This is a genomic window from Roseovarius sp. E0-M6, from assembly GCF_037083845.1.
Taxonomy (GTDB): domain Bacteria; phylum Pseudomonadota; class Alphaproteobacteria; order Rhodobacterales; family Rhodobacteraceae; genus Roseovarius.
The window spans coordinates 659014-684710 of record NZ_JBAPLA010000001.1; the positions used below are offsets into that span (position 1 = coordinate 659014).

Annotated in this window: 24 protein-coding genes; 14 read left to right on the forward strand and 10 right to left on the reverse strand. The window is 62.3% G+C overall.

Annotated features, from left to right (window positions below; translation table 11 throughout):
- Positions 1 to 2: 2 nt before the first annotated feature.
- The 3 genes from V8359_RS03240 (at position 3) to hflX (ending at position 3185) form a co-directional block, all read left to right on the forward strand.
- Positions 3 to 1523 (forward strand): TrkH family potassium uptake protein, encoded by a 1521-nt coding sequence (locus V8359_RS03240; RefSeq protein WP_336427269.1) that lies wholly within the window; start codon positions 3 to 5, stop codon positions 1521 to 1523.
- 148 nt (positions 1524 to 1671) lie between these two features.
- Positions 1672 to 1911, forward strand: coding sequence for an RNA chaperone Hfq (gene hfq / locus V8359_RS03245; protein ID WP_336427270.1), 240 nt, complete (start codon positions 1672 to 1674; stop codon positions 1909 to 1911).
- The gene (hflX, locus tag V8359_RS03250; protein ID WP_336427271.1) at positions 1908 to 3185 is read left to right on the forward strand and encodes a GTPase HflX; all 1278 of its coding nucleotides are present in this window, start codon (positions 1908 to 1910) and stop codon (positions 3183 to 3185) included. The genes hfq and hflX overlap by 4 nt, the downstream gene beginning before the upstream one ends.
- 23 nt (positions 3186 to 3208) lie before the next feature.
- On the opposite strand, the gene V8359_RS03255 is transcribed toward hflX, so the two are convergent.
- Positions 3209 to 5686 carry a penicillin acylase family protein gene (locus V8359_RS03255; protein ID WP_336427273.1) on the reverse strand — a complete coding sequence of 826 codons (2478 nt, stop codon included), beginning with the start codon at positions 5684 to 5686 and terminating at the stop codon, positions 3209 to 3211.
- Between the two features lie 78 nt (positions 5687 to 5764).
- On the opposite strand from V8359_RS03255, the gene V8359_RS03260 reads away from it, so the two are divergent.
- Positions 5765 to 6637 carry an NAD(P)-dependent oxidoreductase gene (locus tag V8359_RS03260; RefSeq protein WP_336427917.1) on the forward strand — a complete coding sequence of 291 codons (873 nt, stop codon included), beginning with the start codon at positions 5765 to 5767 and terminating at the stop codon, positions 6635 to 6637.
- Positions 6638 to 6795: 158 nt separating this feature from the next.
- On the opposite strand, the gene V8359_RS03265 is transcribed toward V8359_RS03260, so the two are convergent.
- Positions 6796 to 7809: a TRAP transporter substrate-binding protein gene (locus V8359_RS03265; protein ID WP_336427274.1), complete on the reverse strand. Its 1014-nt coding sequence runs from the start codon at positions 7807 to 7809 to the stop codon at positions 6796 to 6798.
- Between the two features lie 117 nt (positions 7810 to 7926).
- Between V8359_RS03265 and V8359_RS03270 the strand changes: the two genes are divergently transcribed.
- Complete coding sequence (locus V8359_RS03270; protein WP_336427275.1) at positions 7927 to 8418, forward strand: hypothetical protein; 492 nt, start codon at positions 7927 to 7929, stop codon at positions 8416 to 8418.
- 14 nt (positions 8419 to 8432) lie between these two features.
- Here the strand turns inward: V8359_RS03270 and V8359_RS03275 are convergent, their stop codons facing one another.
- The gene (locus V8359_RS03275) at positions 8433 to 9740 is read right to left on the reverse strand and encodes a TRAP transporter large permease (RefSeq protein WP_336427276.1); all 1308 of its coding nucleotides are present in this window, start codon (positions 9738 to 9740) and stop codon (positions 8433 to 8435) included.
- Positions 9737 to 10255 (reverse strand): TRAP transporter small permease subunit, encoded by a 519-nt coding sequence (locus tag V8359_RS03280; protein ID WP_336427277.1) that lies wholly within the window; start codon positions 10253 to 10255, stop codon positions 9737 to 9739. Before V8359_RS03280 ends, V8359_RS03275 begins: the two co-directional genes overlap by 4 nt.
- Before the next feature lie 74 nt (positions 10256 to 10329).
- Here V8359_RS03280 and V8359_RS03285 point away from each other — a divergent pair, with 74 nt between their 5' ends.
- Complete coding sequence (locus V8359_RS03285; protein WP_336427278.1) at positions 10330 to 11499, forward strand: aminotransferase class V-fold PLP-dependent enzyme; 1170 nt, start codon at positions 10330 to 10332, stop codon at positions 11497 to 11499.
- A gap of 60 nt (positions 11500 to 11559) precedes the next feature.
- On the opposite strand, the gene V8359_RS03290 is transcribed toward V8359_RS03285, so the two are convergent.
- From V8359_RS03290 to V8359_RS03300, 3 genes are all read right to left on the reverse strand, one after another.
- On the reverse strand, positions 11560 to 12390 hold the full coding sequence (locus V8359_RS03290) for an arginyltransferase (protein WP_336427279.1): 831 nt from the start codon (positions 12388 to 12390) through the stop codon (positions 11560 to 11562).
- A gap of 119 nt (positions 12391 to 12509) precedes the next feature.
- Complete coding sequence (locus tag V8359_RS03295; protein WP_336427280.1) at positions 12510 to 12950, reverse strand: RDD family protein; 441 nt, start codon at positions 12948 to 12950, stop codon at positions 12510 to 12512.
- An 83-nt stretch (positions 12951 to 13033) separates the two neighbouring features.
- Positions 13034 to 13462 (reverse strand): DUF2852 domain-containing protein, encoded by a 429-nt coding sequence (locus V8359_RS03300; RefSeq protein ID WP_336427281.1) that lies wholly within the window; start codon positions 13460 to 13462, stop codon positions 13034 to 13036.
- A gap of 214 nt (positions 13463 to 13676) precedes the next feature.
- Here V8359_RS03300 and V8359_RS03305 point away from each other — a divergent pair, with 214 nt between their 5' ends.
- Together V8359_RS03305 and V8359_RS03310 are read left to right on the forward strand one after the other, a co-directional pair.
- Complete coding sequence (locus V8359_RS03305) at positions 13677 to 16469, forward strand: glutamine-synthetase adenylyltransferase (protein ID WP_336427282.1); 2793 nt, start codon at positions 13677 to 13679, stop codon at positions 16467 to 16469.
- Positions 16466 to 16738 carry a hypothetical protein gene (locus tag V8359_RS03310; RefSeq protein ID WP_336427283.1) on the forward strand — a complete coding sequence of 91 codons (273 nt, stop codon included), beginning with the start codon at positions 16466 to 16468 and terminating at the stop codon, positions 16736 to 16738. The genes V8359_RS03305 and V8359_RS03310 overlap by 4 nt, the downstream gene beginning before the upstream one ends.
- 38 nt (positions 16739 to 16776) lie before the next feature.
- Here V8359_RS03310 and V8359_RS03315 read toward each other — a convergent pair whose 3' ends face one another.
- Positions 16777 to 17160, reverse strand: coding sequence for a hypothetical protein (locus V8359_RS03315; RefSeq protein ID WP_336427284.1), 384 nt, complete (start codon positions 17158 to 17160; stop codon positions 16777 to 16779).
- A 200-nt stretch (positions 17161 to 17360) separates the two neighbouring features.
- Between V8359_RS03315 and V8359_RS03320 the strand changes: the two genes are divergently transcribed.
- The 3 genes from V8359_RS03320 to V8359_RS03330 are packed head-to-tail and all read left to right on the forward strand — an operon-like array spanning position 17361 to position 19765.
- Positions 17361 to 17987 (forward strand): DUF6778 family protein, encoded by a 627-nt coding sequence (locus tag V8359_RS03320; RefSeq protein ID WP_336427285.1) that lies wholly within the window; start codon positions 17361 to 17363, stop codon positions 17985 to 17987.
- Positions 17988 to 18032: 45 nt separating this feature from the next.
- Positions 18033 to 19229 carry an RSP_2647 family RNA methyltransferase gene (locus V8359_RS03325; protein WP_336427286.1) on the forward strand — a complete coding sequence of 399 codons (1197 nt, stop codon included), beginning with the start codon at positions 18033 to 18035 and terminating at the stop codon, positions 19227 to 19229.
- Positions 19226 to 19765, forward strand: a complete 540-nt coding sequence (locus tag V8359_RS03330) for an RSP_2648 family PIN domain-containing protein (protein WP_336427287.1) — start codon at positions 19226 to 19228, stop codon at positions 19763 to 19765. Before V8359_RS03325 ends, V8359_RS03330 begins: the two co-directional genes overlap by 4 nt.
- Before the next feature lie 34 nt (positions 19766 to 19799).
- Here the strand turns inward: V8359_RS03330 and V8359_RS03335 are convergent, their stop codons facing one another.
- Together V8359_RS03335 and V8359_RS03340 are read right to left on the reverse strand one after the other, a co-directional pair.
- A complete protein-coding gene (locus V8359_RS03335) occupies positions 19800 to 20480 on the reverse strand; it encodes a M48 family metalloprotease (protein WP_336427919.1) in 681 nt (226 codons plus the stop codon).
- A gap of 114 nt (positions 20481 to 20594) precedes the next feature.
- Positions 20595 to 21548: a radical SAM protein gene (locus V8359_RS03340; protein ID WP_336427288.1), complete on the reverse strand. Its 954-nt coding sequence runs from the start codon at positions 21546 to 21548 to the stop codon at positions 20595 to 20597.
- 202 nt (positions 21549 to 21750) lie between these two features.
- Between V8359_RS03340 and zwf the strand changes: the two genes are divergently transcribed.
- From zwf to pgi, 3 genes are read left to right on the forward strand one after another with little or no spacing between them, the layout of a single operon-like run.
- Positions 21751 to 23205 (forward strand): glucose-6-phosphate dehydrogenase, encoded by a 1455-nt coding sequence (zwf, locus tag V8359_RS03345; RefSeq protein WP_336427289.1) that lies wholly within the window; start codon positions 21751 to 21753, stop codon positions 23203 to 23205.
- Positions 23202 to 23876 carry a 6-phosphogluconolactonase gene (gene pgl / locus V8359_RS03350; RefSeq protein WP_336427290.1) on the forward strand — a complete coding sequence of 225 codons (675 nt, stop codon included), beginning with the start codon at positions 23202 to 23204 and terminating at the stop codon, positions 23874 to 23876. The genes zwf and pgl overlap by 4 nt, the downstream gene beginning before the upstream one ends.
- Positions 23873 to 25489 carry a glucose-6-phosphate isomerase gene (gene pgi / locus V8359_RS03355; RefSeq protein WP_336427291.1) on the forward strand — a complete coding sequence of 539 codons (1617 nt, stop codon included), beginning with the start codon at positions 23873 to 23875 and terminating at the stop codon, positions 25487 to 25489. Before pgl ends, pgi begins: the two co-directional genes overlap by 4 nt.
- Positions 25490 to 25697 lie beyond the last annotated feature (208 nt).

Sequence of the window (25697 nt, forward strand, 5' to 3'; positions counted from 1 at the left end):
TCATGACCGCCCTTCTTGCCAGACTTCCGCTTTTTCTGATCCTCGCGGCCATATCCTGTGTTGCGATGATGGTGCCCGCGTTGCATGCGCTTTTGAACGATGATCACACGATCGCGCGGAGCTTTCTTTATTACGGGCTGATCGGGCTGGCCTTTATCGCGCTGATCGGCATCACTCTGAGCGCTCGGCCCCGCCGCAGCTCGAGCGATCTGGCCAATCTGCTTGGGCTTTTCCTGACCTTCACGCTGCTGCCCGTATTTCTCGCGTTGCCGTTCTACGAAGGGCTGGGCACGACCGCGTTCGTGAACGCCTATATCGAAATGGTGTCCTGCCTCACCACGACAGGCGCGACCTTTTTCGACGCGCCCGAGCGACTTGCCGACAGCTTGCATCTTTGGCGCGGGATCGTTGGCTGGCTTGGCGGGATGTTGATGTGGGTGGCGGCCTCGGCGGTTCTGGCACAGCTCAATCTTGGTGGCTTCGAGGTGACGGCGACCGCGGAACCGGGGCAGGGCGGCACGCGGCTTGACCAGTTTCAGCGCGCAGGCGCCGCCAAGCGTCTTGGGCGGTCCGCCGTGGCACTCGTCCCGATCTATTCAGGACTGACCGTGATCCTTTGGCTATGCCTTGTTGTGGGCGGTGACCGGCCCCTTGTGGGCGTGATTCACGCCATGTCCACGATGGCCACAAGCGGGATTTCCCCGATCGGCGGCCTGTCCGAAGCGCGATCTGGTCTTGCGGGCGAGATGGTCATTTTCCTCTTTCTCAGCTTTGCTCTGTCACGTCTGACCTTTTCGTCCGACACCATGACGGCCAGCCGGCCGGGGCTTCTGCATGATCCGGAATTCCGGCTGGGCGCGGCGCTGGTCATCGGGGTGCCGCTTCTGATCTTCCTGCGGCATTGGCTGGGCGCGCTCGAGGTGCAGGACGACGAAAACCTTTCAAACGCGTTGCGGGCTCTTTGGGGGGGTGCGTTCAGCGTGCTGTCTTTCCTTTCGACAACAGGATTCGAGAGCGGCGATTGGGATGTGGCGCGCGGATGGTCCGGGCTGAGCACGCCCGGCCTGATCCTGATGGGGTTGTCGCTGATTGGTGGCGGGGTCGCCACAACCGCGGGCGGGGTCAAGCTGCTTCGGGTCTATACGCTCTACCTTGCGGGGCAGCGCGAGATGGAGCGGCTCGTGCATCCGTCCTCGGTGGGACGGGCAGGGGCACGAAGCCGCCGTATCCGGCGCCAAGGCGCCTTTGTCGCATGGATATTTTTCATGCTTTTCGCGCTTTCACTGGCGCTTTTGACGGTGATATTCGCGGCGTTCGGAATAGATTTCGAGAATGCCGTCGTGCTGGCCATTGCCGCATTGTCGACGACCGGACCCTTGGTTCAGGCTGCGTCTGAGATACCCATCGTTCTGGTCGAGATCGAGCCGATGGCAAAGTTAGTGCTTGGTGCTGCGATGGTGGTTGGGCGACTTGAGACGCTGGCTATCATCGCGCTGCTCAATCCGGGTTTGTGGCGGAGCTGAGGCGCAAGAAGAGCGCATCGGAAACATATTGCCGCCCAACGAATTGATTTTGGGGCTGGAAACACCCGCGAATGGTCTCCATACTCGTCTAAGATTCACGAAGATGCCGATACGCGGCACCACGCAAGAACAAAGGCTTTGGAACCATATGGCTTCTGACCGTCAAAACCTGCAGGACGTATTTCTCAATCAGGTGCGAAAAACCAAGACGCCGGTTACGGTGTTCCTTATCAACGGTGTGAAATTGCAGGGTGTTATTACCTGGTTTGACAATTTCTGCATTCTTCTGCGCAGGGACGGACAATCACAGCTTGTCTACAAGCATGCGGTCTCGACGATCATGCCATCCCAGCCGATCAACCTTTATGATGGTGACGAGGACGCGTGACGTCAACTGAGCCAGTGGCAACCCGGGCGTGGGTGCTGCATCCCGATATCAGCGGACAGGATGCCGCGCGCGATCCCGAGCGCGCGCTAGAAGAGGCCGTAGCGCTTGGTGAGGCGCTTCCGGGACTCGAAATCCTTGGGTCCGAGATCATCCGCTTGCCGCGGCCCCATCCCCGCGCGCTTTTCGGATCGGGCAAGATCGAGGAACTGAAAGCCCGGCTTGAGGCGAACGAGGTGGGTCTGGTTCTGATTGACGGTCCCGTGACGCCCGTGCAGCAGCGCAACCTAGAAAAGGCGTGGGGCTGCAAGCTTCTTGATCGCACCGGTTTGATCCTTGAAATTTTCAGCGATCGCGCCGCCACCCGTGAAGGTGTGCTTCAGGTCGAAATGGCCGCGCTCAGCTATCAGCGCACGCGGCTGGTGCGGGCCTGGACCCACCTCGAGCGACAGCGCGGGGGCCTTGGTTTCGTTGGCGGACCGGGCGAAACCCAGATCGAGGCGGACCGCCGCGCCATTGACGATCAGCTCGTGCGACTGCGCCGACAGTTGGAGAAGGTGGTTAAAACCCGCACCCTGCACCGGGCCTCGCGGGCCAAGGTGCCGTTTCCGATTGTTGCACTGGTGGGATATACCAACGCGGGTAAATCCACGCTCTTCAACCGGCTGACCGGATCTGACGTGATGGTCAAGGATATGCTCTTTGCCACGCTTGATCCGACCATGCGCAAAGTATCGCTTCCGCATGGCGGGCCGGACGTGATCCTGTCGGACACGGTGGGGTTCATCTCGGATTTGCCGACCGAACTGGTCGCTGCGTTTCGCGCCACGCTCGAAGAGGTGGTGAGCGCAGACCTCATCGTGCATGTGCGCGACATCTCCCACCCCGAAACCGAAGAACAGGCGGCGGACGTTGAGACGATCCTGGAAGGGTTGGACATAAACGAGGCGACGCCTCGGCTTGAGGTGTGGAACAAGGCCGACCTTTTGTCGCCCGAAGATGCAGAAACCCGCCGCACGCTTGGGGACAGGCGCGACGATGTCGTTCTCTTGTCCGCAATCACCGGCGCCGGGCTCGGGGAGTTTGTCGAACATGCGACCGATGCGCTCACCACCGCTCAGGTCGAGGTCACGGTAACGCTCGGCTTCGATGAAGGCCGCAAACGAGCGTGGCTTTACGATCAGGGCATTGTCGAGGCCGAACGGCAGGGCGAGCACGGCTGGGAGTTTGACGTGCGCTGGACCGTGCGTCAGGCGGGGGCCTTCGAGGCGCTGTAAGGCGCTGACCCGTCTTGGACGCGTCAGTCGCGTGGTGTCGGCGTGAGACGTGTGACGCCCACGGATGCGGCCCGTGCCAGATCGGGATCCAAAGACATCGGAATGTATTCACCGCGCCGCCATAGCTGTGCCATGTCATCGTAGTGACGACTCAGGAAATGACCGGACTGACCGGTGGAGATCATGAAAACGCTGCTGTCGGGGTCGGCAAAATCATAAACGCCCCGATAGCCCGCGCCATGCACGTTGGCAAAGGGGTTGTCGCCAGTTCCGCTGGTGCGACCACGCAGAAGCGTGTTGTCTCCGCCCGAAGTCGATTGGCGGATATTCACGAAATAGCGCAGCACCGGCACCTCGCCCAGAACCTGATGATCATGCGTGGCCTGATGCAGGTCGCCCCACCGCAGCGATTCGAGCGCGGACCCATAGCGATCGCTGATCCAGACAAGTGCGTCATCAAGTGCTTGCCGCGAAATGTCGGTGCAGGTTTCGACGGGGCTCGATTGCTGCACGTCGCACCATTTCGCGGCCCCGTCCACGTCGCGATAGGCACGCTCGATAAAGACGGGGTCGGCATGGGTGAATTCGTCCGCCAGCGGGCCGAGCTCGTCCTTGGTCAGCCGTTGTTGTAGGGCGCGAAGCCAAGCGGCATAGATCAGGGGTTCAGGCCGGTGCTCGTTCATCTCGCCGTTCCAGTCGGCCAGAAGGGCCAGCGCATCCTGACGCAAGCGTTCCGTGGTGCCTTCGGGCGCGGGATCACCGGTGAACCAAAGATCCGCGCCGATCAGCGGCAGGATTGACCGCGCGGTGAAACTCACGGTGTCGAGCTGACCCTCGATAAAGCTGTCGCGGGTATGGACTTCACGGCCTTGCATCAGGCGCTTCCATCTGTTGATCCGCTGCGTATCGCCCCAGACATAACTCACATGGAGGGGGAACGGTCGGTCCACCGTCTTGTTGTTGGTGTTGCCGAGGATGCCACCCGAGGGACTCACGAATTCCGGGTTCGAGGAATAGGGCAGCCGCCCTTGCCAGCGGTTTCGCGTGATCCAGCCCCGGGCGGGCATGCGGCCCTTGCTTTCATGTGCGGCATCGCGTTTGGGCATGGCGCCGACCATCTTCATCGCGATGGCGTCCTGATCCACGAGGGTGAGGTTCTGGGCCGGGGAGATATATTTCTCGCCCGCGTCGAGGGCCTGGGTGACGGTGCGGGCGCGCATCAGCTCGAGGGCCGCGCTCATCGTGGTGTCGCGACGGCTTAGCGCCGTCCATGAGAGGGAGGAGACATGGCCCTTGGGTGTCACGGTGCCAAGGTCGAACTGCGAGCCGGGCAACACCGGGCCGTTTTCGGTCCACCGCAATGTCAGGGTGACGGGGTCACCATCCGCGATTTCGATGATGGACTGCCGCGTCTCGAAAGGTTTGAAACCTTCAGGTGTCTGATATTCCTCGGGATTTACGGGGTTGAGGCGCTCGATAAAGACGTCTTGATCATCAAGATAGGCCGACGTGACGCCCCAGCCCAGTTCGGCACTGCGGCCCACGAGAATGGCGGGCACACCGGGGATTGTTCCGCCGATGACGCCGCCTGTGGTGAGTTCGAGCCGGGCCAGATACCAGATAGAGGGCGCGGAGAACCCCAGATGAGGATCGTTGGCCAGAAGAGTGCCGCCCGAGGCGGACCGGCTTGTCGCCGCGGCCCAGGCGTTGGATGCTCCAGCCAGTTCGGGCCGGTGCACAGGCGACAGAGGGTGATCGGGCCAAGGCTTGGATTCGGCGAAGCGCGGCAAGCTTCCGGCGGGGAACAGTGAGGAATATTTGGGCAGAGCGGCGATACCGTCACCGGGCGCGTCGGGCAGAATATCCTCGATCATTTCGGGATTGTCCAACGCAAGAGAGACCCGTGCGCGCCGCACCTCACTGGCCAGATGTCCCGACAATTGAAGCGCCATGAGCTTGATAATCGAGATGGAGTCGGCGGGTTGCCACGGCGAGATCGGCGCGTTGAAGATGAACATCTCGGGCGCGCCACGGCCAAGCGCCCGTTCGTTGATCTCGGCCAGACGTGCATTCACGCCTGCGGAATACGCGTTCAGTGCAATGAGCGTATCGGCGTTCTGGGCCCCGACCGAGGCCCGGGCAGTGTTATAAAGATCAAGCCTTTTCAGTAGTTTATCTACAGGCAGCGTGCGCGTTCCGAACACTTCCGAGAGGCGCCCCTGTGCGGTGCGGCGCAGCATGGTCATCTGCCAAAGCCGATCCTGTGCATGAGCATAGCCAAGACCGAAATAAGCGTCGGCGTCGCGGCTGGCGAAGACATGGGGGACGTTGGCGTTGTCGCGGACGATCTCGACCGGGGTGATCAGACCGTCGACGGCAAGATCCTTATCGTATTCCGGCAGCGAGCGAGACAGCAAGAAATAGAACACCAGCACCGCGAGCAGCGCCAGCCCAAGCACGACACCCACGCCGCGCACCATCCATTTGAGCACAGCCGTCATGGCCCGCCTCTTTGCCCTTGCAATCGTTTCAGGGCATAGTCAGAAATCCGGAGCAAGACAATGGAAAGGGTGGGAATTATGGCGAAACTGGCGTTTCTGGGCCTTGGCGTGATGGGCTATCCGATGGCGGGGCATTTGCAGGCCAAGGGGCATGAGGTCACCGTTTATAACCGCACCGCCGCGAAGGCCGAAGCATGGGTGGCCGAGCATGGCGGGACGATGGCGCCCACCCCGCGCGAGGCTGTTGCGGGTGCGGATTTCGTCATGGCCTGCGTGGGCAATGACGACGATCTGAGGGCCGTGTGTCTTGGCGCGGATGGTGCTTTCAAGGGTATGAAAGAAAACGCTATTTTCGTGGACCACACCACGGTTTCGGCGCGTGTTACCGCCGAGATGAACGCAGCCGCCACCAAGGTGGATCTTGGATTTGTCGACGCGCCCATTTCCGGCGGACAGGCGGGGGCCGAGAACGGCGTTCTGTCAGTCATGTGTGGTGGTGACGCCGCGCATTACGATGCCGCCGAGCCGATCATCGGCTGTTATGCCCGCATCTGCCGCCGCATCGGCGAGAGTGGTGCCGGACAGATGACCAAGATGTGCAACCAGATCGCGATTGCGGGGTTGGTTCAAGGTTTGAGCGAAGCCCTTCATTTCGCGGAGAAATCCGGCCTTGATGGACGTGCTGTCGTGGAGGTGATCAGCCAAGGCGCAGCCGGAAGCTGGCAGATGTCGAACCGCTATGAAACCATGTTGGATGATGAGTTCGAGCATGGCTTCGCGGTGGACTGGATGCGCAAGGATCTGGGCATCTGTCTGGACACTGCGGACGAGAACGGTGCCTCGCTTCCGGTGACGGCGTTGGTCGATCAGTTTTACAAGGATGTGCAGAAGATGGGTGGTGGTCGTTGGGACACGTCGAGCCTCGTCAAGCGGCTGCGCAAGCTTGGGTAAGCGGAACGGTTAACGTGGCGCCCGATACGTCGGTATCATGTCGGTATTCACGTCTGTATCGCGTCGGTGTCAGGTGAGTCGCGCCAACCGTTTCGGCAGCGCGCGCACCCCCAACCGCCCGGCACGAATAGACGGGTGAGCCCCGGACCGCGCGGCGCTTAGTCCAGCGCGGTCAGATCGCGGTATTCACCGTAAGCCTTGGCATGGGCGCGGTAGCTTTCGATGACGCGTTTGAACATCGGGTCTTGGGCGGATTTCTCGGCGTAGACCTCGTTCGTGGCGGCGCGCAGCGCGTCAAGCACCGGATCGGGAAATCGCGCGACGGTGACGCCGTTGGCGCGAAAGTCATCAAGCACCGCCGCCTGTGCGCCCGCAGCGGCACCAAGGGCAAAGAGGTTGGCATCGTTGCATGCGGTTTCGATCGCAAGGCGCTGTGGATCGCTGAGCGCGTCCCATTTCGTCTTGTTCATGTAGAACTCGATGAAGCCCGCGGGCTGATGCCAGCCGGGAAAGTAATAAGTCTTGGCCACCTTGTCGAAGCCCAGCAACCGGTCCACGAGTGGAAAGCTCAGTTCGGTCGCATCAAGCCGCCCGGTTTCCAGCGATGTCGAGATTTCGCCGGTGGGCAGAGACATCGCGTTCGCGCCAAGCTTGGCCAGAATGGCGCCGCCAAGGCCGCCGATGCGGATGTTGAGGCCCTTGAAGTCCTCAGGCGTGTTGATCTCGGTGGTATACCAACCCCCGGCCTCGGAGAGGATGACGCCGCAGGCCATCGGCACGAGGTTGTAGGGTTCGTAAATCTCGCGCCAGAGTTCGAGCCCGCCGCCATGGTTGAGCCAGCTTATGTAGGAAAGCGGGTCGCCCCCGAAAGGCACCGATCCAAAGAGCGCGGCGGCGGGCTCCTTGCCGCTGGCGTATGAGGCAAAGGACCAGCCCGCGTCGATGGCGCCGACGCTTACGTTGTCGAAGATTTCGAAGGGTGGGCTCAGTTCACCGGTGAGAAGGTAGTCGAATTCAACCTCGCCGCCAGTGAGGGTGGCAACAGTGTCGACAAAGCGTTCGGCGGTGGGGTTCAGCACGGGCAGCGGGCCGAAGGCCGACTGCAACGTGAAACTTTCCGCATGGACCGAGGTGGAGGCGAAGGCGAGGGCGGCGAGGATCGTGCGTTTCATGTCTGTCTCTCCATTTAATGCTATTCGAGCATGATGTGACACGCTTGCCAACACGGAACCGCGTCAAGGCCCCGGCTGTTGAGGTTGAAACCGCGTTACAGAAAAGGAGACGACCCCATGCCTTGCCCAATTCGCACCGCCGCTGCAGGCCTTGCCGCTGTTATCCTCGCGCCGCCGGCCTTGGCACAGGAGGCTTCCGCCTTCGAACTGGCCGGCCATGGCGAATACGGCCTCTACCTTACCGATCCCGCAGGACGGCCGGTCTATGCTTTCATTTCTGAACGGGGCACGGCCACAGACGGCCTGCCATCGCTGGAGAGTTGTGGCGAGTCTTGCCGGGAGGATTGGCCGCCGGTGACCGCATCGGAAACACCGACGGGTGCGCAGAGCCTTCGGGCCGACCTCTTTGGGCGGGTCAGCGACGAGGCCGCCGGTGAGGTTGCGACCTATAATTCCTGGCCGCTTTTCTATTACGCCCATGAAGACCCCGACACTGAAGGGCCAGATGGTCACGCGATCAGCACCTATGGCGGCTGGTGGGCCCTGATCGCCCCTGATGGCGAGCCGATTCGCACCGGTGTCATGCCGGGCGCAAATGTGGATGGCTGAGCAGCGGCACGCGGTCAGGTCAGCCCGGTGACGAGGCCGGGCCACAGAATGAGAAGCGCGAGCACGAGGAGTTGCAGCGCGATAAAGGGGATCACGCCGCGATATATATCGCGTGTGGTGAGCTGGTCGCCCGCCGCGCCCCGAAGGTAGAAAAGCGAGAAACCGAATGGCGGGGTGAGAAACGAGGTTTGCAGGTTCACCGCCACGAGGATGCCGAACCAGATCAGGAGCGCCTGACCCGAGAGTCCGTTGCCGAAGTCGAGACCGGCGATGATCGGTGCGAAGATCGGTATCAGAATAAGCGTGATCTCGAGCCAGTCGAGCACGAACCCCAGAACGAAGATCGCGGCCATGACCACGGCAAGCACCACGTATGGCGACGTGCCGAAGGCGGTGACACCTGCCTCGACAAGGTCATCACCGCCAAGACCCTTGAAAACCGCCGAGAAACAGGTGGCACCGATCATGACGAAGAGCACCATCGCGGTGGTTGTCACGGTGCGCCGAGCCGCGGCGAGAATGGTTGCGCGGCGAAACCGACCATATAGCGCCGTGATGAGAACCGCGCCGAACGCGCCGAGACCGCTGGCTTCGGTGGGGGTGGCGAGGCCGGCGATGATCGAGCCCAGCACAGCCACGACAAGCCCCAGCAGCGGCCCGAGGTCAAGCAGCAGCCGCAGGGGTGCGACGCGTGTCTCGCGGCCTATGGGTGGCAGGCCGCGCGCGCGCCAAAAGACGAGCGCCGCATAGGCCAACACGAGCAACAGGCCCGGCCCGATGGCACCCGCGAACATCGACGGCACCGGCGCGCCCAGTTGATCGCCCAGCACGATGAGCATCACCGAGGGCGGTATCAGAATGGCCAGCGTGCCCGACGCCGCCACCAGCCCGGCGGCGGAGGCCGTATCGAATCCTGCCTCGTCAAGGCGCGGCAGCGCGAGAAGCGCAAGCAGCACCACCGACGCCCCGACGATCCCCGAGGAGGCCGCGAGCAGGACGCCGATCACCAGCACCGAAAGGCCCATGCCCGCGGCACTGCCGCCAAGCGCCTGTTGTGCGGCGCGCAGGCTGCGTTCCGCGACGCCCGACATTTCGAGCACCAACCCCATGAAAATGAACATGGGAATCGCAACGAGGAGCCAATTCGACAGCACGTTGGCGTAGATGCGGCTTGTCAGGAGGCTGAAATATGCGGTGGGCAGGTCCGAGATCAGCACGAAGAGCGCCGCCGCGCCGCCAAGCACCATGCCGACCCGATACCCAAGGAGGATGCCGGTCAGTGTGAGCGCGGCCATGGCAAGGGGCAGGGCGGTGTCGATCATCGCGCGTCACGAAGCAGGCGCAGGGTGTCGATCACGACCGCCAGCGCCAGAAGCGCAAGCCCGAGCGGCAGCAGTGCCTTGACCAGCCACAGATCGATGAGACCGCCATTGCGCGATCCTTCGTCCGAGCTCCAGGCGCGGAGCATGAACCCCGATGCGGCGGGCAGCATGAGCGCGAAGAACGGCAGCGCAAACAGCAGATGCCCCAGCAGATCGACGCGCGCGCGCCACCGGGGGCTGCGCGACTGATAAAGGAAATCGACGCGCACATGACCTGCGCCGAGCCAGACCAGGCCCGCAGGCAGAAGTCCGATGATCACAAGCAGGTGCCATTGCAGATCGAGCAGGGAATTGAGCGTGATCGCGGGGCCGAAGAAGGTGCGGGCATGGTCGAACGTGATGACCGGGTTCATGTCGAGCGCGCTCAGCGTGACCTGTGCGACAATGGCCAGCATCAGCGCGATAACGGCCCAGTCGAGCAGCCCGAGACAGATGGCGATGACACGCGCGATCATGCGCCCCCCTTCAAATTCCTGAACCATCATGGAACTGTAACGCAGCGGCGGGTGCAACGCTTTAATGGAGGGACATGATGGATATTGACCGGATCAGGGCCGAGACGCCTGCCTGCCGCGAGGTGCTGCATTTCAACAATGCGGGCGCATCTTTGATGCCTGCGCCGGTGGTTGCGGCGCTTCAGAATGTGCTGAACGAGGAGATTGCGCTTGGCGGATACGAGGCCGAGCGCCGCGCGACTGCCGACCTTGAGGCGTTCTATACCGAGTTCGCGGCCTTGCTGAATGCCGACCCGGACGAGATTGCCTATGTCGAGAATGCGACGCGAGCCTGGGACATGGCGTTCTACGGGATAGATATTGGCCCCGGAGATCGGGTGATCACCCACGGGTCGGAATATGTCTCGAATTACCTTGGGCTTTTGCAACAGGCGCGGCGGCGGGGGTTTAAAATCGACCTCGTGCCGTCGGATGCGACGGGGCAAATCGACGTCGGCGCGTTGGATCGGATAATCTGTTCGCGCACGAAGCTGATTGCGATCACTCATGTTCCCACCCAAGGCGGCCTGATCAACCCCGCCGAGGACGTGGGGCGTATCGCCAAGGCACATGGCGTTCTTTACATGCTGGATGCCTGTCAGTCGGTCGGACAGATCGAGGTGGATGTGGCCCGCATCGGCTGTGACGTGCTTTCGGGGACGGGGCGCAAATTCCTGCGCGGGCCACGGGGAACCGGGTTTCTTTATGTGCGCCGCGCGGTGCTTGACCGGATCGACCCGCCCTTTGTCGATCTCAGATCCGCGGACTGGACCGGACCAGACAGTTACGAGATGGCCCCGGGCGCGCGGCGGTTCGAAAATTGGGAAAGTTTCGTGGCCGGGCGCGTGGGCCTTATGGCGGCGGTGCGCTATGCGCGGCAGATCGGTATGCGGGATATCGAGGCGCGGGTGACGGACCTTGCGGCGCGCCTTCGTGACGAGTTGGGCGTGCTGAAGGGTGTCACCCTTCATGATCAGGGCGCGCGCACATGCGGCATCGTCACCCTGCGAAAGCAGGGGCATGACCCGGCGGATATGGCCGCGCAACTTCGCGCGCAGGGCATCCATGTGTCGGTTTCGTCAGTAAGCTCGGCCCGGCTCGACCTTGGGCCACGCGGGCTTGATACGCTGTTGCGGGCGTCGGTGCATTACTTCAACACCAAGGAGGAAATCAGGCGCTTTGCCGAGGCGGTGGACCGGCTGTGACGTCTTCCGGGGTGATCCGCGTTTGGCAAAGAAGCCCCGGCGGGCCAGAGCGCTTCAGCTTCAGCTTCGGTTCGCGGGGCGCGGCATCGTGTCGGGCAGGGTGATATCGGCCACCTGCGCCGCGATCGGATCGTTGCGAAGGGGATGGGCGCGGGTGTCATAGCTTGACGGGTCGCGCATCCGTTCCCATGCGCCGCCCACGTAGACCTCAAGCCCGGAGAACCGCGACTTGTAGCCCATTTTCCGGCTGCCCGGCACCCAGTAGCCGAGATAGACATAAGGCAGCCCCATCTCACGCGCGATGGCGATGTGATCGAGGATGAGATAGGTGCCGAGGCTTCGTTTCTGGTAGCTGGGTTCAAAGAAGGAATAGACCATGCTCACCCCGTCATCGAGCACATCCGTCAGGCTCGTGGCTGCGAGATCGCCGGTGGCGTCATCGGTGTATTCGACAACGCGGGTGCGGACCGGGGTTTCCTCGATCATGGCGGCGAATTCGAAGGCATCCATGTCGGCCATGCCGCCGGCGGCGTGGCGCTCTTCGAGGTAGCTGCGGAAAAGCGCGAACTGTTCCTCGGTGGCCCAGGGCGAACTCGACCGTCGGTTCAGGCTGGAATTGCGCCGGATGGCGCGTTTCTGAGATTTGGAGGGTTTGAAGGCCGCGACGTTGATACGAGCCGAAAGACAGGCCGCGCAATCGGCGCAGGCCGGACGGTAAAGCACATTCTGCGACCGACGAAACCCTTGTTGCGAGAGCGCATCATTAAGCCGCTGCGACTGATCCCCCTGAAGCGCCGTGAAAAGTTTGCGCTCCATCCTTCCCTCGAGATATGGGCAGGGCTGTGGGGCGGTCACATAAAACTGGGGTGTTGTCGGCAGCGTGTGGCGCATGATCTCACTTTGTTTTCCTCTCGTCACGGGACGATAGCAATGATGCGCGGTCCCGCCAAGGGGTCTGGCTTGGCGAATGGACTTCCCGCCGTGACATGCGCAAAACTCCGCAGTCCCGCCTATCGGCGGGCGCGACGGTTGAGCGCGGTGGTGTCGAGTATCAGGTCGGGCAGGCCCTGACCGCGCGGATGCAGGAGCATGAACCCCATCGAGACGATCTGAATGATGGGAATGGCCAAGGCGATGGTGAAAAGCCCGGTGTGCAGCGCCGCTGTCGCGCCGTCGAATCGTGCGCCGTTCGCGTGGCGGAATTCGATCCCCATAAGCCGCATCCCCCAAGTGGCAGAACTGCGCGCGATGGTCAGCGCGCGATAGAAAAAGCCAATGAGCAGAAAGAGAAAGGGAAAGAAAAAGAGCCCGATGAACGCAGTCAGCACAACCGCAAGAAGGCTGATCACAAAGATCAGGGCGGTATCGACGAGAAATGCCATGAGCCGTTTGAGCGGCACATCGGCATAGAACTCGGGGGTCTGGTCGGGATCAGGGAGGGTCCAGGTCATGTCAGGCGCTATATTGGTTTGTGGCCGGGGGCGAAAGTCTCCGGCCCCGTGATCGGGGCCGGTGGGCGTGTTATCGACCGGCATCATGCCTCACGCGGGGATGTTTCGTCATCTTCGCGCGCGTTGGCGGCGCGGGCGCGGTCATCCATGAACTGATCGAACTCGGACTTGTCCTTGGCTTGCCGGAGGCGGTCGAGGAACTTTTCAAACGCCTCTTGCTCTTCTTCGAGGCGGCGGAGGGTTTCGTTGCGGTAGGCGTCAAACGCGCTGTTGCCGCTGGAGCGGGCCGAGAAGCGAGGGCCGGTTACGGCGCTGCGGGATTTTGAACAGGTCATTTTTCCCTTCCAGATCATGTAGCCCAAAAGGGCGAGGCCGATGGGCCAGAAAAAGATGAAGCCAAGCACCATGGCAATGATCCAGGCGGCGCGGCCCTTGTGATCAAGCCAGCCTTCGGCGCGCGCGAGTGCCGCCATCGGGCCGGTGCCGTGATTGTCAGAGGCGAGGGTCGTCATAAGCGTGTCCTTCCGGTTGGAATCCGTGGTCATCAAGCGGATGTAAAGCCGTTTTACATCCATGCCCATCAAATGGGAAAGTGAAGCGCGTGTTGCAAGGGGTATGTGAATCTTTTTCACATAGTCCTCCGGATCGGTGTCGCGTCTGAAATATTGGCGCCCCGAGGAGTGGTCCTGCATTGACCTTGGCGCGGGGGGGCGAAACAGTCGCATCATGAGTTTCGCAGACCGCATCACCCGTTGCCCCGCCTCGTTCGATATCTCGGCCGGAGAGGAGGCGCGCGCGCGCCTGCCCGAAGCGCCAAAAGCGGTGGCCGACCTTATCGAAGGGGCGGCCGGGTGCAGCCCCTATCTTGGCGCGCTGATCGCGCGCGAGGCCGAGTGGCTTTCGAAGGCGCTGAGCGATCCCGAGGCCGCGCTTGCGGCGGTGCATGAGACGGTGCACGCGCTTGAGGATGCGGCGCTGTCAAAGGGGTTGCGCCGGGCCAAGGGGCAGGTGGCGCTTTTGACCGGGCTTGCCGATCTTGGTGGGGTCTGGCCGCTTGAGCAGGTGACGCAGGCGTTGACCGATTTCGCCGATCTGGCCGTGGGATGCGCCCTACAGGAGGCTGTGGGCCGCGAGATCCGGCGCGGCAAGCTTCCGGGACAGGAGGAGGCGGATATTGCCACGGCAGGTGGCATGACGGTGCTGGCGATGGGCAAGATGGGGGCGGGGGAGCTTAACTATAGTTCGGATATCGACCTTATCTGCCTGTTTGACGAGACGCGTTTCGCGCCCGACGATCTGCACGATGCCCGCGCGGCCTTTGTGCGCGCGACGCGGCGGATGTGCGCCACACTGAGTGACCGGACATCGGACGGATATGTCTTTCGCACCGACCTGCGGCTCAGGCCCGACCCGAGCGTGACGCCCGTGTGCATGACCATGGCCGCCGCCGAAACCTATTACGAAAGCCTTGGGCGGACATGGGAGCGCGCGGCCTATATCAAGGCGCGGCCCTGTGCGGGCGACATCGGGGCCGGGGCCCGGTTTCTCGATGTGCTCAAGCCGTTCGTGTGGCGCAGGCATCTGGATTTCGCGGCGATCGAGGATGCCCATAACATGCGTTTGCGCATCCGGCAGTCCAAAGGCTTTGGTCGTGCGCTGAGCCTTCCGGGGCATAACATCAAACTTGGCCGGGGCGGCATTCGCGAGATCGAATTCTTTACCCAGACGCGGCAGATCATCGCCGGTGGGCGAGACCGTGACTTGCGGGTGCGCGGAACGGTCGAGGGGCTGGCCCGGCTGGCGGCCAATGACTGGGTTCCCGAGGAGGTGACCGAGGAGTTGACCGGACATTACCGGTTTCACCGCGAGGTCGAGCACAGGCTTCAGATGCTGCGCGACGCGCAGACCCATGACCTGCCCAATTCCGATGAGGAGTTCGCCCGGCTGGCAGCCTTCATGGGACGGCCGCGCGCGGAACTTGAAAAAGAGCTTCTGACGCGGCTGGGTCAGGTGGACGCGATCATCGAACGGTTCTTTGCCCCCGGCGAGAGCGAGGAGGCACCGCCCGCGCAGGGTGTCGAACTTGACCGCAAGATCATCGCGCGTTGGCCCAGTTACCCGGCGCTCAGGTCGGCGCGGGCGACCGAGATTTTCAACCGCCTGCGGCCTTCGATCCTCAACCGGCTGGCGGCGTCGGCGCGCCCGCAGGAGGCGCTTCTCGCTCTTGACGGGTTTCTGGCCGGGCTTCCGGCCGGCGTGCAGCTTTTGTCGCTCTTTGAGGCCAATCCGCAGCTTATCGACCTGTTGTTGGACATTGCGGGCACCGCTCCGGCGCTTTCGGGGCATCTGGCACGTAACCCCGGTGTCTTTGACGCGGTGATCGCGGGGGATTTCTTTGCGCCTTGGCCGGGGCTGGAGCGTCTGACCGCCGATGCAGGCGAGATGCTGGCGCAGGAGGCGGACTATGAGCGCAAGCTCGATGCGGCGCGGCGATGGCGGCGGGAATGGCTGTTCCGGATCGGGGTGCATCATCTTCGCGGTCTGATCGATGCCGAGCGGGCAGGCGAGCAATATGCCGAACTGGCCGAGGCGGTGGTCGCGGCGCTTTATCCCGAGGTGGTCGCTCAGTTCTCCGAGCGGCACGGGCCCCCGCCCGGACGTGGTGCCGTTGTGCTTGCGATGGGATCGCTGGGGGCCGGGCGGCTCAATGCGGCATCGGACCTTGATTTGATCGTCATCTATGATGCCGATGGCACGGAGGAGTCGACGGGCCGGCGCCCCCTTGCCACGAGGCTTTATTTCGCGCGCCTGACACAGTCGCTTATTACCGCGATCACGGCGCAGACCGCCGAAGGCCGGCTTTATGAGGTGGATATGCGGCTGCGCCCATCGGGCAATCAGGGGCCCGTGGCGACGGCTTGGTCGGCCTTTCGCGAGTATCAGACCAAGGAGGCATGGGTCTGGGAACATCTCGCGCTGACGCGGGCGCGACCGATTGCGGGCGATGAGGGGCTGGCGCGGGATATCGCGGAGTTCCGGGCCGATCTTCTGGCGCGGGAGACAAAGGTCGAGAAGGTTCTGAGCGAAGTGGCGGCCATGCGGGCCCGAATACGCGACGCCAAACAGCCTGATGGCCCGCTTGACAGCAAGCTGGGCGAAGGACGGCTTCAGGATATCGAGCTTCTGGCACAGGCGGCGGTGCTTCTGGCGCGGGGAGATGCGCATGATGTGCCGCGCGCGCTTGATCTCGGTGTCGAAATCGGGTGGCTGAGTGACGCAGACAGGCGGGTTTTGATGGAGTCTTTCAGGCTTTGTTGGGAAGTGGTGATGGCCGCGCGCCTTCTGAGTGATCGGGCACCGGACCCTGCCCGCGTGAGCGGAAGCGCCGAAACCTATCTTTTGCGTGTGACCGGACTCGAAACGATGGATGCGCTTGTCCGCGCGCTGGAGCAAAAGGCCCAAACTGCGCGGGCGGCGATCGAAGCCGCGCTTGAGCGTGTGCCGGAGGATTTGAAATGAGAGAGCGCGACGAATTGGACCCCAAGGGCCTGATCCGGGAGGCCTATCGGATCGACGGGATCACCGGCGGTGAATGCCGGTCGATCTTTCTTGACTGGGCGCTGTCGATGGACAGCGACCGGGACACCCAAGGCGATATCGCCGCGTTGCTTGAGCGGTATCGCGGCGAGCACCCGGAGCATCCCATGACACAGGTTCTGACCGAAGGGCTGGAACGGTCGGGCAAACCGCGCCGCAGGGGCGGCTGGAAGTCCAGACCGCGCGAATGACGCGGTGACAGGTGGGCAGATTGCCCAGCTAGGAACGCTTAGAACAAGGGGTCATGCCACCCTGGAACCTTGCCCCCGCAGACCCAGTCCTTGCTTGATTTGACGGAGCCCACCCAACGAACGCGGGTGCGCCCGGTGGCGTCGCTATAGGTTCTCCAACTGTGGCGGCGCCCCTCACCGATACCTGAAGCGCCGCAATCGGCACTTCTATTCTCTCTTTGATTACAGAACTTGGCGTAAACCCGGCCTTGGCAGTTGTTGGTGAAATACGAGATGAACTCATCGTTTTTCCATTTGCTTGTCACGCTGATGCATTTGCTTGCCGTGTTAAAGCATCCATCACTGTCTTGTGCCATGGCCGGGGGCGCGACGAGCGACACGGCAAGGGCGGCGAGAAAGTATTTGGCGTCAGAAATCAACATGGTGGATGCCTTTCTTGTCAGGTGAACATGTCCACAGGCTAATCTCGCCATCGTGCTTGGCTCAAGCCCTGCTAAAAAAATCAGGCGCCCGAAAGGCCAACAAAACACCGCCACTTTTTCCCCAATTTGACGCAAACGCGCCGCATTCGGAGAGCATTACTGTTTTCGATCAAAAGGGCAGAAAGCCCAAGGAGGCAGTGATGAAACCCATTCGACTTATGCTCGCGATGCTTGCGGGACTTGGCCTGAGCGCCTGTGCCGCACCCGAGACCGCAACCCGTAACGCCCCGCTCGTTGTTGATTCGCCCGCACCGCAGGCCGCGTCGCTTCGGGTGCAGAACGTCACGGTGGATGTGCCACGCGAATTGCGCGTGTCCGAGGCCAACCGCTACTTCCCCGGTGGCGATATCGTCTGGCGCGAGGACCCCACGGGGGATCGTTATGCGCAGGTTCAAAAGATCGTCGAAGACGCGATGATCACGGGTGTGTCCACCCTCGAAGGCGCCATGCCGGTCGACCTGCATATTGAGGTCACACGGTTTCACGCCCTGACCGAGAAGGCGCGTTATACAACGGGTGGCGTTCACGACATCGAGTTCAAGGTCACGCTCCTGCATCCCGAAACCGGTCAGCCGCTGGGCGCCGCGCATGAGGTGGATGCCGGGTTCAAGGCGCATGGAGGCCAGAAGGCGATCGCCGCCGAAGCGCGTGGCGAGACACAGAAGGTCCGGATTACCCGTCATCTGGCACAGGTGATCCGCGATGAACTGACCCGGCCTGACGGATTTCAGACAGCGAGCCTTGGTCTTTACGAGATGTTCAACTGATCGCGGGCCTTTTCACAGCGCCACAAAGAGCTTAAGGGGACGGCCATGACGCCGTCCCCTTTGCCTGTTCTTCGCCTGAAACCGAAATCGAACCCGCGCCACATTCGGCACGGGTTTCCTTGGGTTTTTGACAACGAGGTCGTGACCGACCGCCGCACGCGGGCCATCGCGCCGGGGGCTTTGGCCGTGCTGGAGGACGCCGAGCGCAGGCCGCTTGCGCTTGTGGCGGTCAATCCGGGGTCTCGTATCATCGGACGCGTCCTTGACCGCGATCCGGGGGCGAGCATGGATGAGGCGTGGGTCCGGGCGCATATCGGCCGGGCACTGACCCTGCGAGAGCGCCTGTTCGACGCGCCGTTCTACCGGCTGATCCATGCCGAGGCGGACGGGCTTCCGGGGCTGATCATCGACAGGTTCGGCGATGTCGCCGTGATCCAGCCGAACGCAGCCTGGGCCGAGACGCATCTTGATACGCTATGTGCCGCGCTGGTTGAGGTGACGGGTGTCACCACAGTGGTGAAGAACGCGGGCGGACGGGCCCGGGCGCTCGAAGGGCTGGATGATATTGGCACCGTCCTTTTTGGCGAGATGCCGACGGGCCCGGTGCCGGTGCCGATGAACGGGGCCGTTTACATGGCCGATCTTGTATCGGGTCAGAAAACCGGTCTCTTTTACGATCAGCGGCCCAATCATGACTTTGCCAAGCGCCTGAGCGATGGCGCGCGGGTGCTTGATGTGTTTTCGCACGTGGGCGGTTTCGGGCTCGCGGCGTTGGCGGGTGGGGCTCGGTCGGCGCTCGCGGTTGACGCCTCGGACCCCGCGCTGGCGCTGTCGCGTGAGGGGGCGGCACGGATGGGCATGGAGGAGCGGTTCGACACGCGCCAAGGCGATGCGTTCGAACAGCTTGAGGCATTAGGGCAGGAGGGGGTCCGGTTCGACGTGGTCATCTGTGATCCGCCGGCCTTTGCGCCCACGAAAAAGGCACTGGACCGGGGGTTGCGCGCCTATGAACGAGTTGCCCGGCTTGCGGCGCCTCTGGTGACTGAGGGCGGGTTTCTGGGCCTGTGCTCCTGTTCACATGCGGTGGACCTTTCGGCGTTTCGCGGAGCTTCGATCCGGGGGATCGGGCGCGGCGGACGGCAGGGGCGGCTGATCCATACGGGGTTTGCCGGGCCGGACCATCCGATGCATCCGCATCTTGCAGAGAGCGGGTATCTCAAGGCGCTGTTCTTCGCGTTATGAGGGCGCTTCTCGATACGTGCGTGATTTATCCCACGGTCATGCGGCAGATGCTGTTGCGGGTGGCGTCGCGGGGGGTGTTCACGCCACTTTGGTCGGCGCGTATCCTTGAGGAATGGCAACGCGCTGCGGCCAAGCTTGGGCCCGAAGGCATAGCGCAAGCGGGGGCGGAGGCCGCGCTTCTGCGTATGGAGTGGCCCAAGGCGGAGGTGGCGTATAACGCCGCGCTCGAGGCACGGTTGTGGCTGCCGGATACGCATGACCGGCATGTGCTTGCTGCCGCGATCGCCGGGTCGGCGGATGTGATCGTGACACTGAACGCCCGAGATTTCCCGCGCCATATCCTTGCCGAAGAAGGGCTTGGCCGGGCCGATCCCGACGCGCTCTTGATGGGATTTCGCGAGGCGCAGCCCGAAATGGTCGCTGCGGCGGCAGGCGAGGTTTTGGCCGAGGCGAACCGGCTTTCGGGTGAGCAATGGGAGCTGCGCGCGTTGCTCAAGAAGGCGCGATTGCCACGCCTTGCCAAGGCGCTTGGATGAGGTGCCTCAGACCGGGGTGACCCCTTGCATGGGATCAGGTCCAGCGCGCGTCGAGCGCGTCGATGGCTGCGATACGCTCCTTGGTCTTCGGATGGCTCATCAGCCACGCGGGCATTGCACCGCCGCGTGATTGGGTCAGCTCTTCGAGTTTGGTGAAGAGTGATTTTTGCGGCCCGGTGCCGATACCTGACTTGGTCAGGAGGGCGGCGGCATAGGCATCGGCCTCGTATTCATCCGATCGCGACAGCCGCGCGGCCAGAAGCGAGGTCAACCCGTTGGCGATCCAGACGCCGATCCCCGGCAGGAAGCGTGACAGCAGCATGGCAAGGGCCGTGCGGAGAGCGTTCTGACCCGAAAAGTCGATCATCCGGCGGCGCGTGTGGCCAAGCGCGACGTGGCCAAGCTCGTGCGCGATGACCGAGGCCATTTCTTCGGCGGTAACGTCGCCTTGTTGAAACTTGCGATAGAAGCCGCGGGTGATGAAGATGCGCCCGTCCGGCGCGGCCAGACCGTTCACCGGGTCTATCTCGTAGATATGGACGCGGATGCGCGGCAAATCGAGCGCCTGTGCCAACCGGTCGGTCATGGATTTGAGCTTGGGATCTGCGAGTTCTGTCGATCGCGAATCAAGCTCGCGCCGGGTGCGCCAAACCGAGAAGCGATACATGGCGACAGCATAGATGATCGCGAGAAGAATCGGCGTGAATTTGAGCATGATAAGAATATGGGGCGTGGACCGCATGGCGGCAAGCCCGGCGTGGAGGCTGGAGGCGCGCAGAAATCAAATCGCCTTCGGCGAGGATATTTGGAGCAAGAAGAATGACCTGTGTCAGGCCGAACAGGAGGCACCGCCCAGCACGCAGAACTTGGCGCAATGGGGGTGGTTGAGCGCCACGTCGCGCTCGGCTTCGGCCAAGGTTGTGCCAAGCTCGAATTCGGGGGCGTAGGGCAGCAGCGTGCAGGCCAGAACGGCGGGTTTTTCGGCGCCTTTGCGTTTGACCACCATGCGCGACGAGGCGCACATCACGTCACGGGGCGATTTGCCCAGAGTGTCCCAGCAGCCGGTGGTGATTTCGGGCACTTCGACGTTTTCGTCCATCTCGGGGAAAAGCATGGTCATGCCGGGGTCGTTCGGATCGATATCAAAGCCATGTTCGGCGAAAAGCGCGGCAAAGCCGGTGCGGGCCTGTGCATCGGATTCGTCCCAAATGGTGCGCCCCGCAACGGCCATGCGCGCGCCGATATCACGCAGCCAGATCATGCCGTCGATCGTGCGCTGAAACGTGCCTTTGCCGCGCATTTCCTCATGCATGGCGGGTGACCAGTGATCAAGCGAGATGCGCAGCGTGAGTTTCGTGCCGAACTCCTCGACCAGCGCCTTGAGCGGCTCCTGCACGGTTTTGCGCTGCATCGGGCGCATCGCGTTGGTCAGGATCAGCACCTCGTAGCCGCGTGACAGCGCGGCGCGGGCCATTGCGCACATTTCGGGGTTCATGAAGGGTTCACCGCCGGTGAAGGCAATTTCCCGGATCGGCCATCCACGGGTTTCGATCTGATTGAGGTAATCGCAAAGGTCGGCTTCGGTGAAATAGACCAGCCGGTCATTGCTGGGAGAGCTTTCGATATAGCAATTCACGCAGGTGATGTTGCACAGCGTGCCAGTGTTGAACCATAGCGTTTCAGGATGCGAGAGCGGCACCTGTGCGCGCGTCTCGCCCTTGGCCGTCACATGGGGATGCCGGAATTTTCCCGCGTTGGCGTCGCCTGCGACATTGTCCTTCATGGCTGCTTGGGCCTCCTGATCTCAGTTCGGGGCCGCGCGTATCGTTCGGGGCGGCTGGCTTGGTATCCTTAGGCTATTTCACCTAAATGCCGGGGTGTCACAAGAAAAGTCCCGCCTGCCGGCTCTGACGCCATTGTGAACACGCGGGCGCGTGCTAGTCTTGGGTCGAGGGCGCATCACCGCGCCCGAGGAAAGGACGCCGATGGTCTCTCGTGTCATCCCGGTCGAGCCGTTCGACCTTGTCATCATCGGAGGAACCGGCGATCTGGCAAGGCGCAAGATCCTGCCCGCGCTTTATCAGCGGTTCGTTGCGGGCCAGATCGGCAAGGAAAGCCAGATCATCGGCGCGGCGCGTTCGGAAATGGAGACCGAAAGCTATCGCAGCTTTGCCGCCGAGGCGATCCGCGAGTTTACCGATACGGACGAGGTGAAGCCCCGCAAGCTCGCCGCGTTTCTGAAGCTCGTGAGCTATGTCACGCTTGACGCGAAGGGCGAGGCGGGGTGGAAGACCCTGTCGGGCATGGTGCAGGAGAACCGAATTAGGGCCTTCTATTTCTCGGTCGGTCCGAGCCTTTTTGGCGATCTGGCCAAGCGGCTTCAGAAATATGGCATGGCCGAGGATGATTGCCGGATCGTGGTTGAGAAGCCCTTTGGCCGCGATCTTGCCACGGCCAAGGAGCTGAACCGTATCCTCGCGCGGCATTTCGACGAGAGCCAGATTTACCGGATCGACCATTACCTTGGCAAGGAGACGGTGCAGAACCTGATGGCGGTGCGATTCGGCAATATGCTGTTCGAGCCGTTGTGGAACAGCCAATATGTGGATCACATTCAGATCACCGTCGCCGAAAGCGTGGGTGTCGGTGGCCGTGGCGGATATTACGACCGGGCGGGCGCCATGCGCGATATGGTGCAGAACCACCTGATGCAGCTTTTTTGCCTGATCGCGATGGAGCCACCCGCCAAATTCGAACCGGATTCGGTGCGGGACGAAAAACTCAAGGTGATCCGCGCACTTGAGCACGTGAAGCCCGAGAACATCGTGCGGGGGCAGTATGACGGCGACGGGCAAAACCCCGGCTATCGCAACGAGGTCGAAAACCGCGACAGCACGACCGAGACCTTTGTCGCATTGAAGGCCCATATCTCGAATTGGCGTTGGGCCGGGACGCCCTTTTATCTGCGCACCGGCAAGCGGCTTCGCGACCGGGCGAGCGAGATCGCCGTGGTCTTCAAGGATGCGCCGCATTCGATCTTTGACGAGGATGCGGGGCGGCATCACAATATCCTGACGATTCGACTTCAGCCCAATGAGGGGATCGAGCTGGGTGTGACGATCAAGGAACCGGGACCGGGGGGTATGCGCCTTGTCGATGTGCCGCTCGACATGAGTTTTGCCGAGGTGCTGGGCCCGGACGAGGCGGATTTTCCGGATGCCTATGAGCGCCTTATCATGGATGTGATCCGGGGCAACCAGACGCTTTTCATGCGCGGTGACGAGGTCGAGGCGGCCTGGGCCTGGACCGATCCTATCATCGCGGAATGGCAGGCGGCGGGCACCGAGCCCGAACCATATGATCCCGGTGGATCGGGGCCCGAGGAAGCCCTTTTCCTGATGCACCGGGACGGACGACGCTGGCGGGAGATCAAGCCATGAACCTAACCGAATACATGGATTCCGAGATGATGGCCCTTGAAGTCGCCAATCTTCTGGCCGGGGATCTGAACACCGCGCTTGAGACCCAAGACCGCGCGCTTCTGGTCGTGCCGGGGGGCACGACGCCGGGACCGGTTTTCGATGTTCTGTGCGCCGCGCGGTTGGACTGGGAGCGGGTGGATATCATGCTGAGCGATGAGCGTTGGCGCCCCGAGGTGCATGTCCGTTCGAATACGCGCCTTATCCGCGAACGGCTTTTGGTTGATCGGGCCGCAGCGGCGACGTTTATCCCGCTCTACAAGCGGTCAGAAGAGCCCGAGGAAGTTCTTGGCGAGGTATTGGCGGGGGTCGAGGCGGCGCTGCCGGTGGCGGTTGCCCTTCTGGGAATGGGATCGGACATGCATACCGCGTCACTATTCCCAAAGGCGGATCGCCTTGAGGAGGCGATGGGCCGGCGTGCCCCGCCGCTTGTGCCGATGCGCGTGCCCGGAGAGCCGGAGCCACGGGTCACACTCAGCGCGCGGGTGCTGAATGATGCGATGTGCAAGCACCTTGTCATCACCGGGGAGGCCAAGCGCGGAGCTTTGATGCGGGCGCGCTCATCGACACCGATGCAAGCGCCAATTGCGGCGTTTCTTGAGGATATGCGCGTGCATTGGGCCCCGGAATGAGCGGGGGTGTCGCAGAGTTGCGCCAGCTTGCGAAGTTGGCCGAGGCGCGGGGCATCCTGCCACTTTTCGAGGAGAACCAGCAGCGGGCCGCAGATTTCTCGATCAGTTTTGACGGGATGCTTTTTGATTATTCAAAGACCCATCTGAATGTGGCTGCGCGGACGGCGCTTTTGGATTGGGCGGCGGAGCGGGATGTTTCGGGGCGGCGTGCGGCCATGTTCGCGGGTGCGCCCATCAATGAGACCGAAGGCCGTGCCGTGCTACACACGGCACTGCGCAACCTGTCTGGCGAGCCGGTAGAGGTGGATGGGCGCGATGTGATGCCCGAAGTGCGCGATACGCTGGCGCGGATGCAGACCTTTGCCGAAGAGGTGCGCAGCGGCGGCTTCGTGGGTGCCGGTGGAACGATTACCGATGTGATCAACATAGGAATCGGGGGATCGCATCTTGGGCCTGACATGGCGGTGCGCGCGCTTTCGCCCTATCACGACGGGCCGCGCTGTCATTTCATCTCGAATGTGGACGGGGCGGATGCGGTCGATGTGCTGCATGGTCTTGATCCGGCGCGGGTTCTGGTGATTGTGGCGTCGAAAAGCTTCACGACGACGGAAACCATGACCAACGCGGCGACTGTGCGCGACTGGATGGCCGAGAAGGTCGAGACCCCCGCAGCGCAGTTCGTGGCGCTTTCGTCGGATGAGGAGACGGCGGGTCAATTTGGCATCCCGCCTGATCGTGTCTTTGGCTTCGGCGATTGGGTCGGGGGGCGGTATTCGATCTGGGGGCCCATCGGGCTTAGTCTTATGCTGGCGATCGGACCGGAAGCGTTTACCGACTTTCTGGGCGGGGCCGAGGCAATGGACCGGCATTTCCGTGAGGCCGAACCTGCCGAGAACATGCCCATGATGCTGGCCCTGACCGGGCTTTGGCATCATCAGATCATGGGATTTCCGACGCGCGCGGTTCTGCCTTATGATCAGCGCCTGTCGAAGCTGCCCGCCTATCTTCAGCAATTGGAAATGGAGAGCAACGGCAAGCGCGTGGCGCTGAGTGGTGAGACGCTCGACATGCCATCGGGGCCCGTGGTTTGGGGCGAACCGGGGACAAACGGTCAGCACGCGTTCTATCAATTGATCCATCAGGGCACGCAGGTGGTGCCTTGCGAATTCATGGTGGCGGCCCAAGGGCACGAGGCCGGTCTCGGGCATCATCACACGCTGCTGGTGGCCAATTGCCTTGCCCAATCCGAGGCGCTCATGCGTGGTCGGTCGCTTGACGAGGCGCGCGCGTTGATGGCCGAGAGCGGGCTGGAGGCCGACGAGCTTGAACGGCAGGCGCGGCACCGGGTCTTTCCGGGCAATCGACCGTCGGTCACGCTGATCTATGATCGGCTGAATCCGCGCCGACTGGGACAGATCGTGGCGCTTTATGAACACCGCGTTTTTGTCGAAGGTGCGATCCTTGGCATCAATTCCTATGATCAATGGGGGGTCGAGCTTGGCAAGCTGTTGGCACAGGAGCTTGGGGCGGTGCTCTCGGGTGAGGCGAACGCGCAAGATAAAGACAGCTCCACCCGGCAGCTTGTGCAGTTTGTTCAGAACTGGCGAAGCTGATCCTTGTCTGGGCCAAGCCTCTAAGATGTTTCACCTTTCGCTGATGTCTAAGGTGAAAGGCGAAACGCTTTAAGTCGCTGTAAAGATATAATCTTATCCTTCCAAATTTATCATGCGCCGATTTTCGCACATTCTGAAAATCGGGTGGAACATCCTGTCGCGCGACACGTTTTTGCCCCTGACGCCGAAACGAAATGCGAAAGGAAGG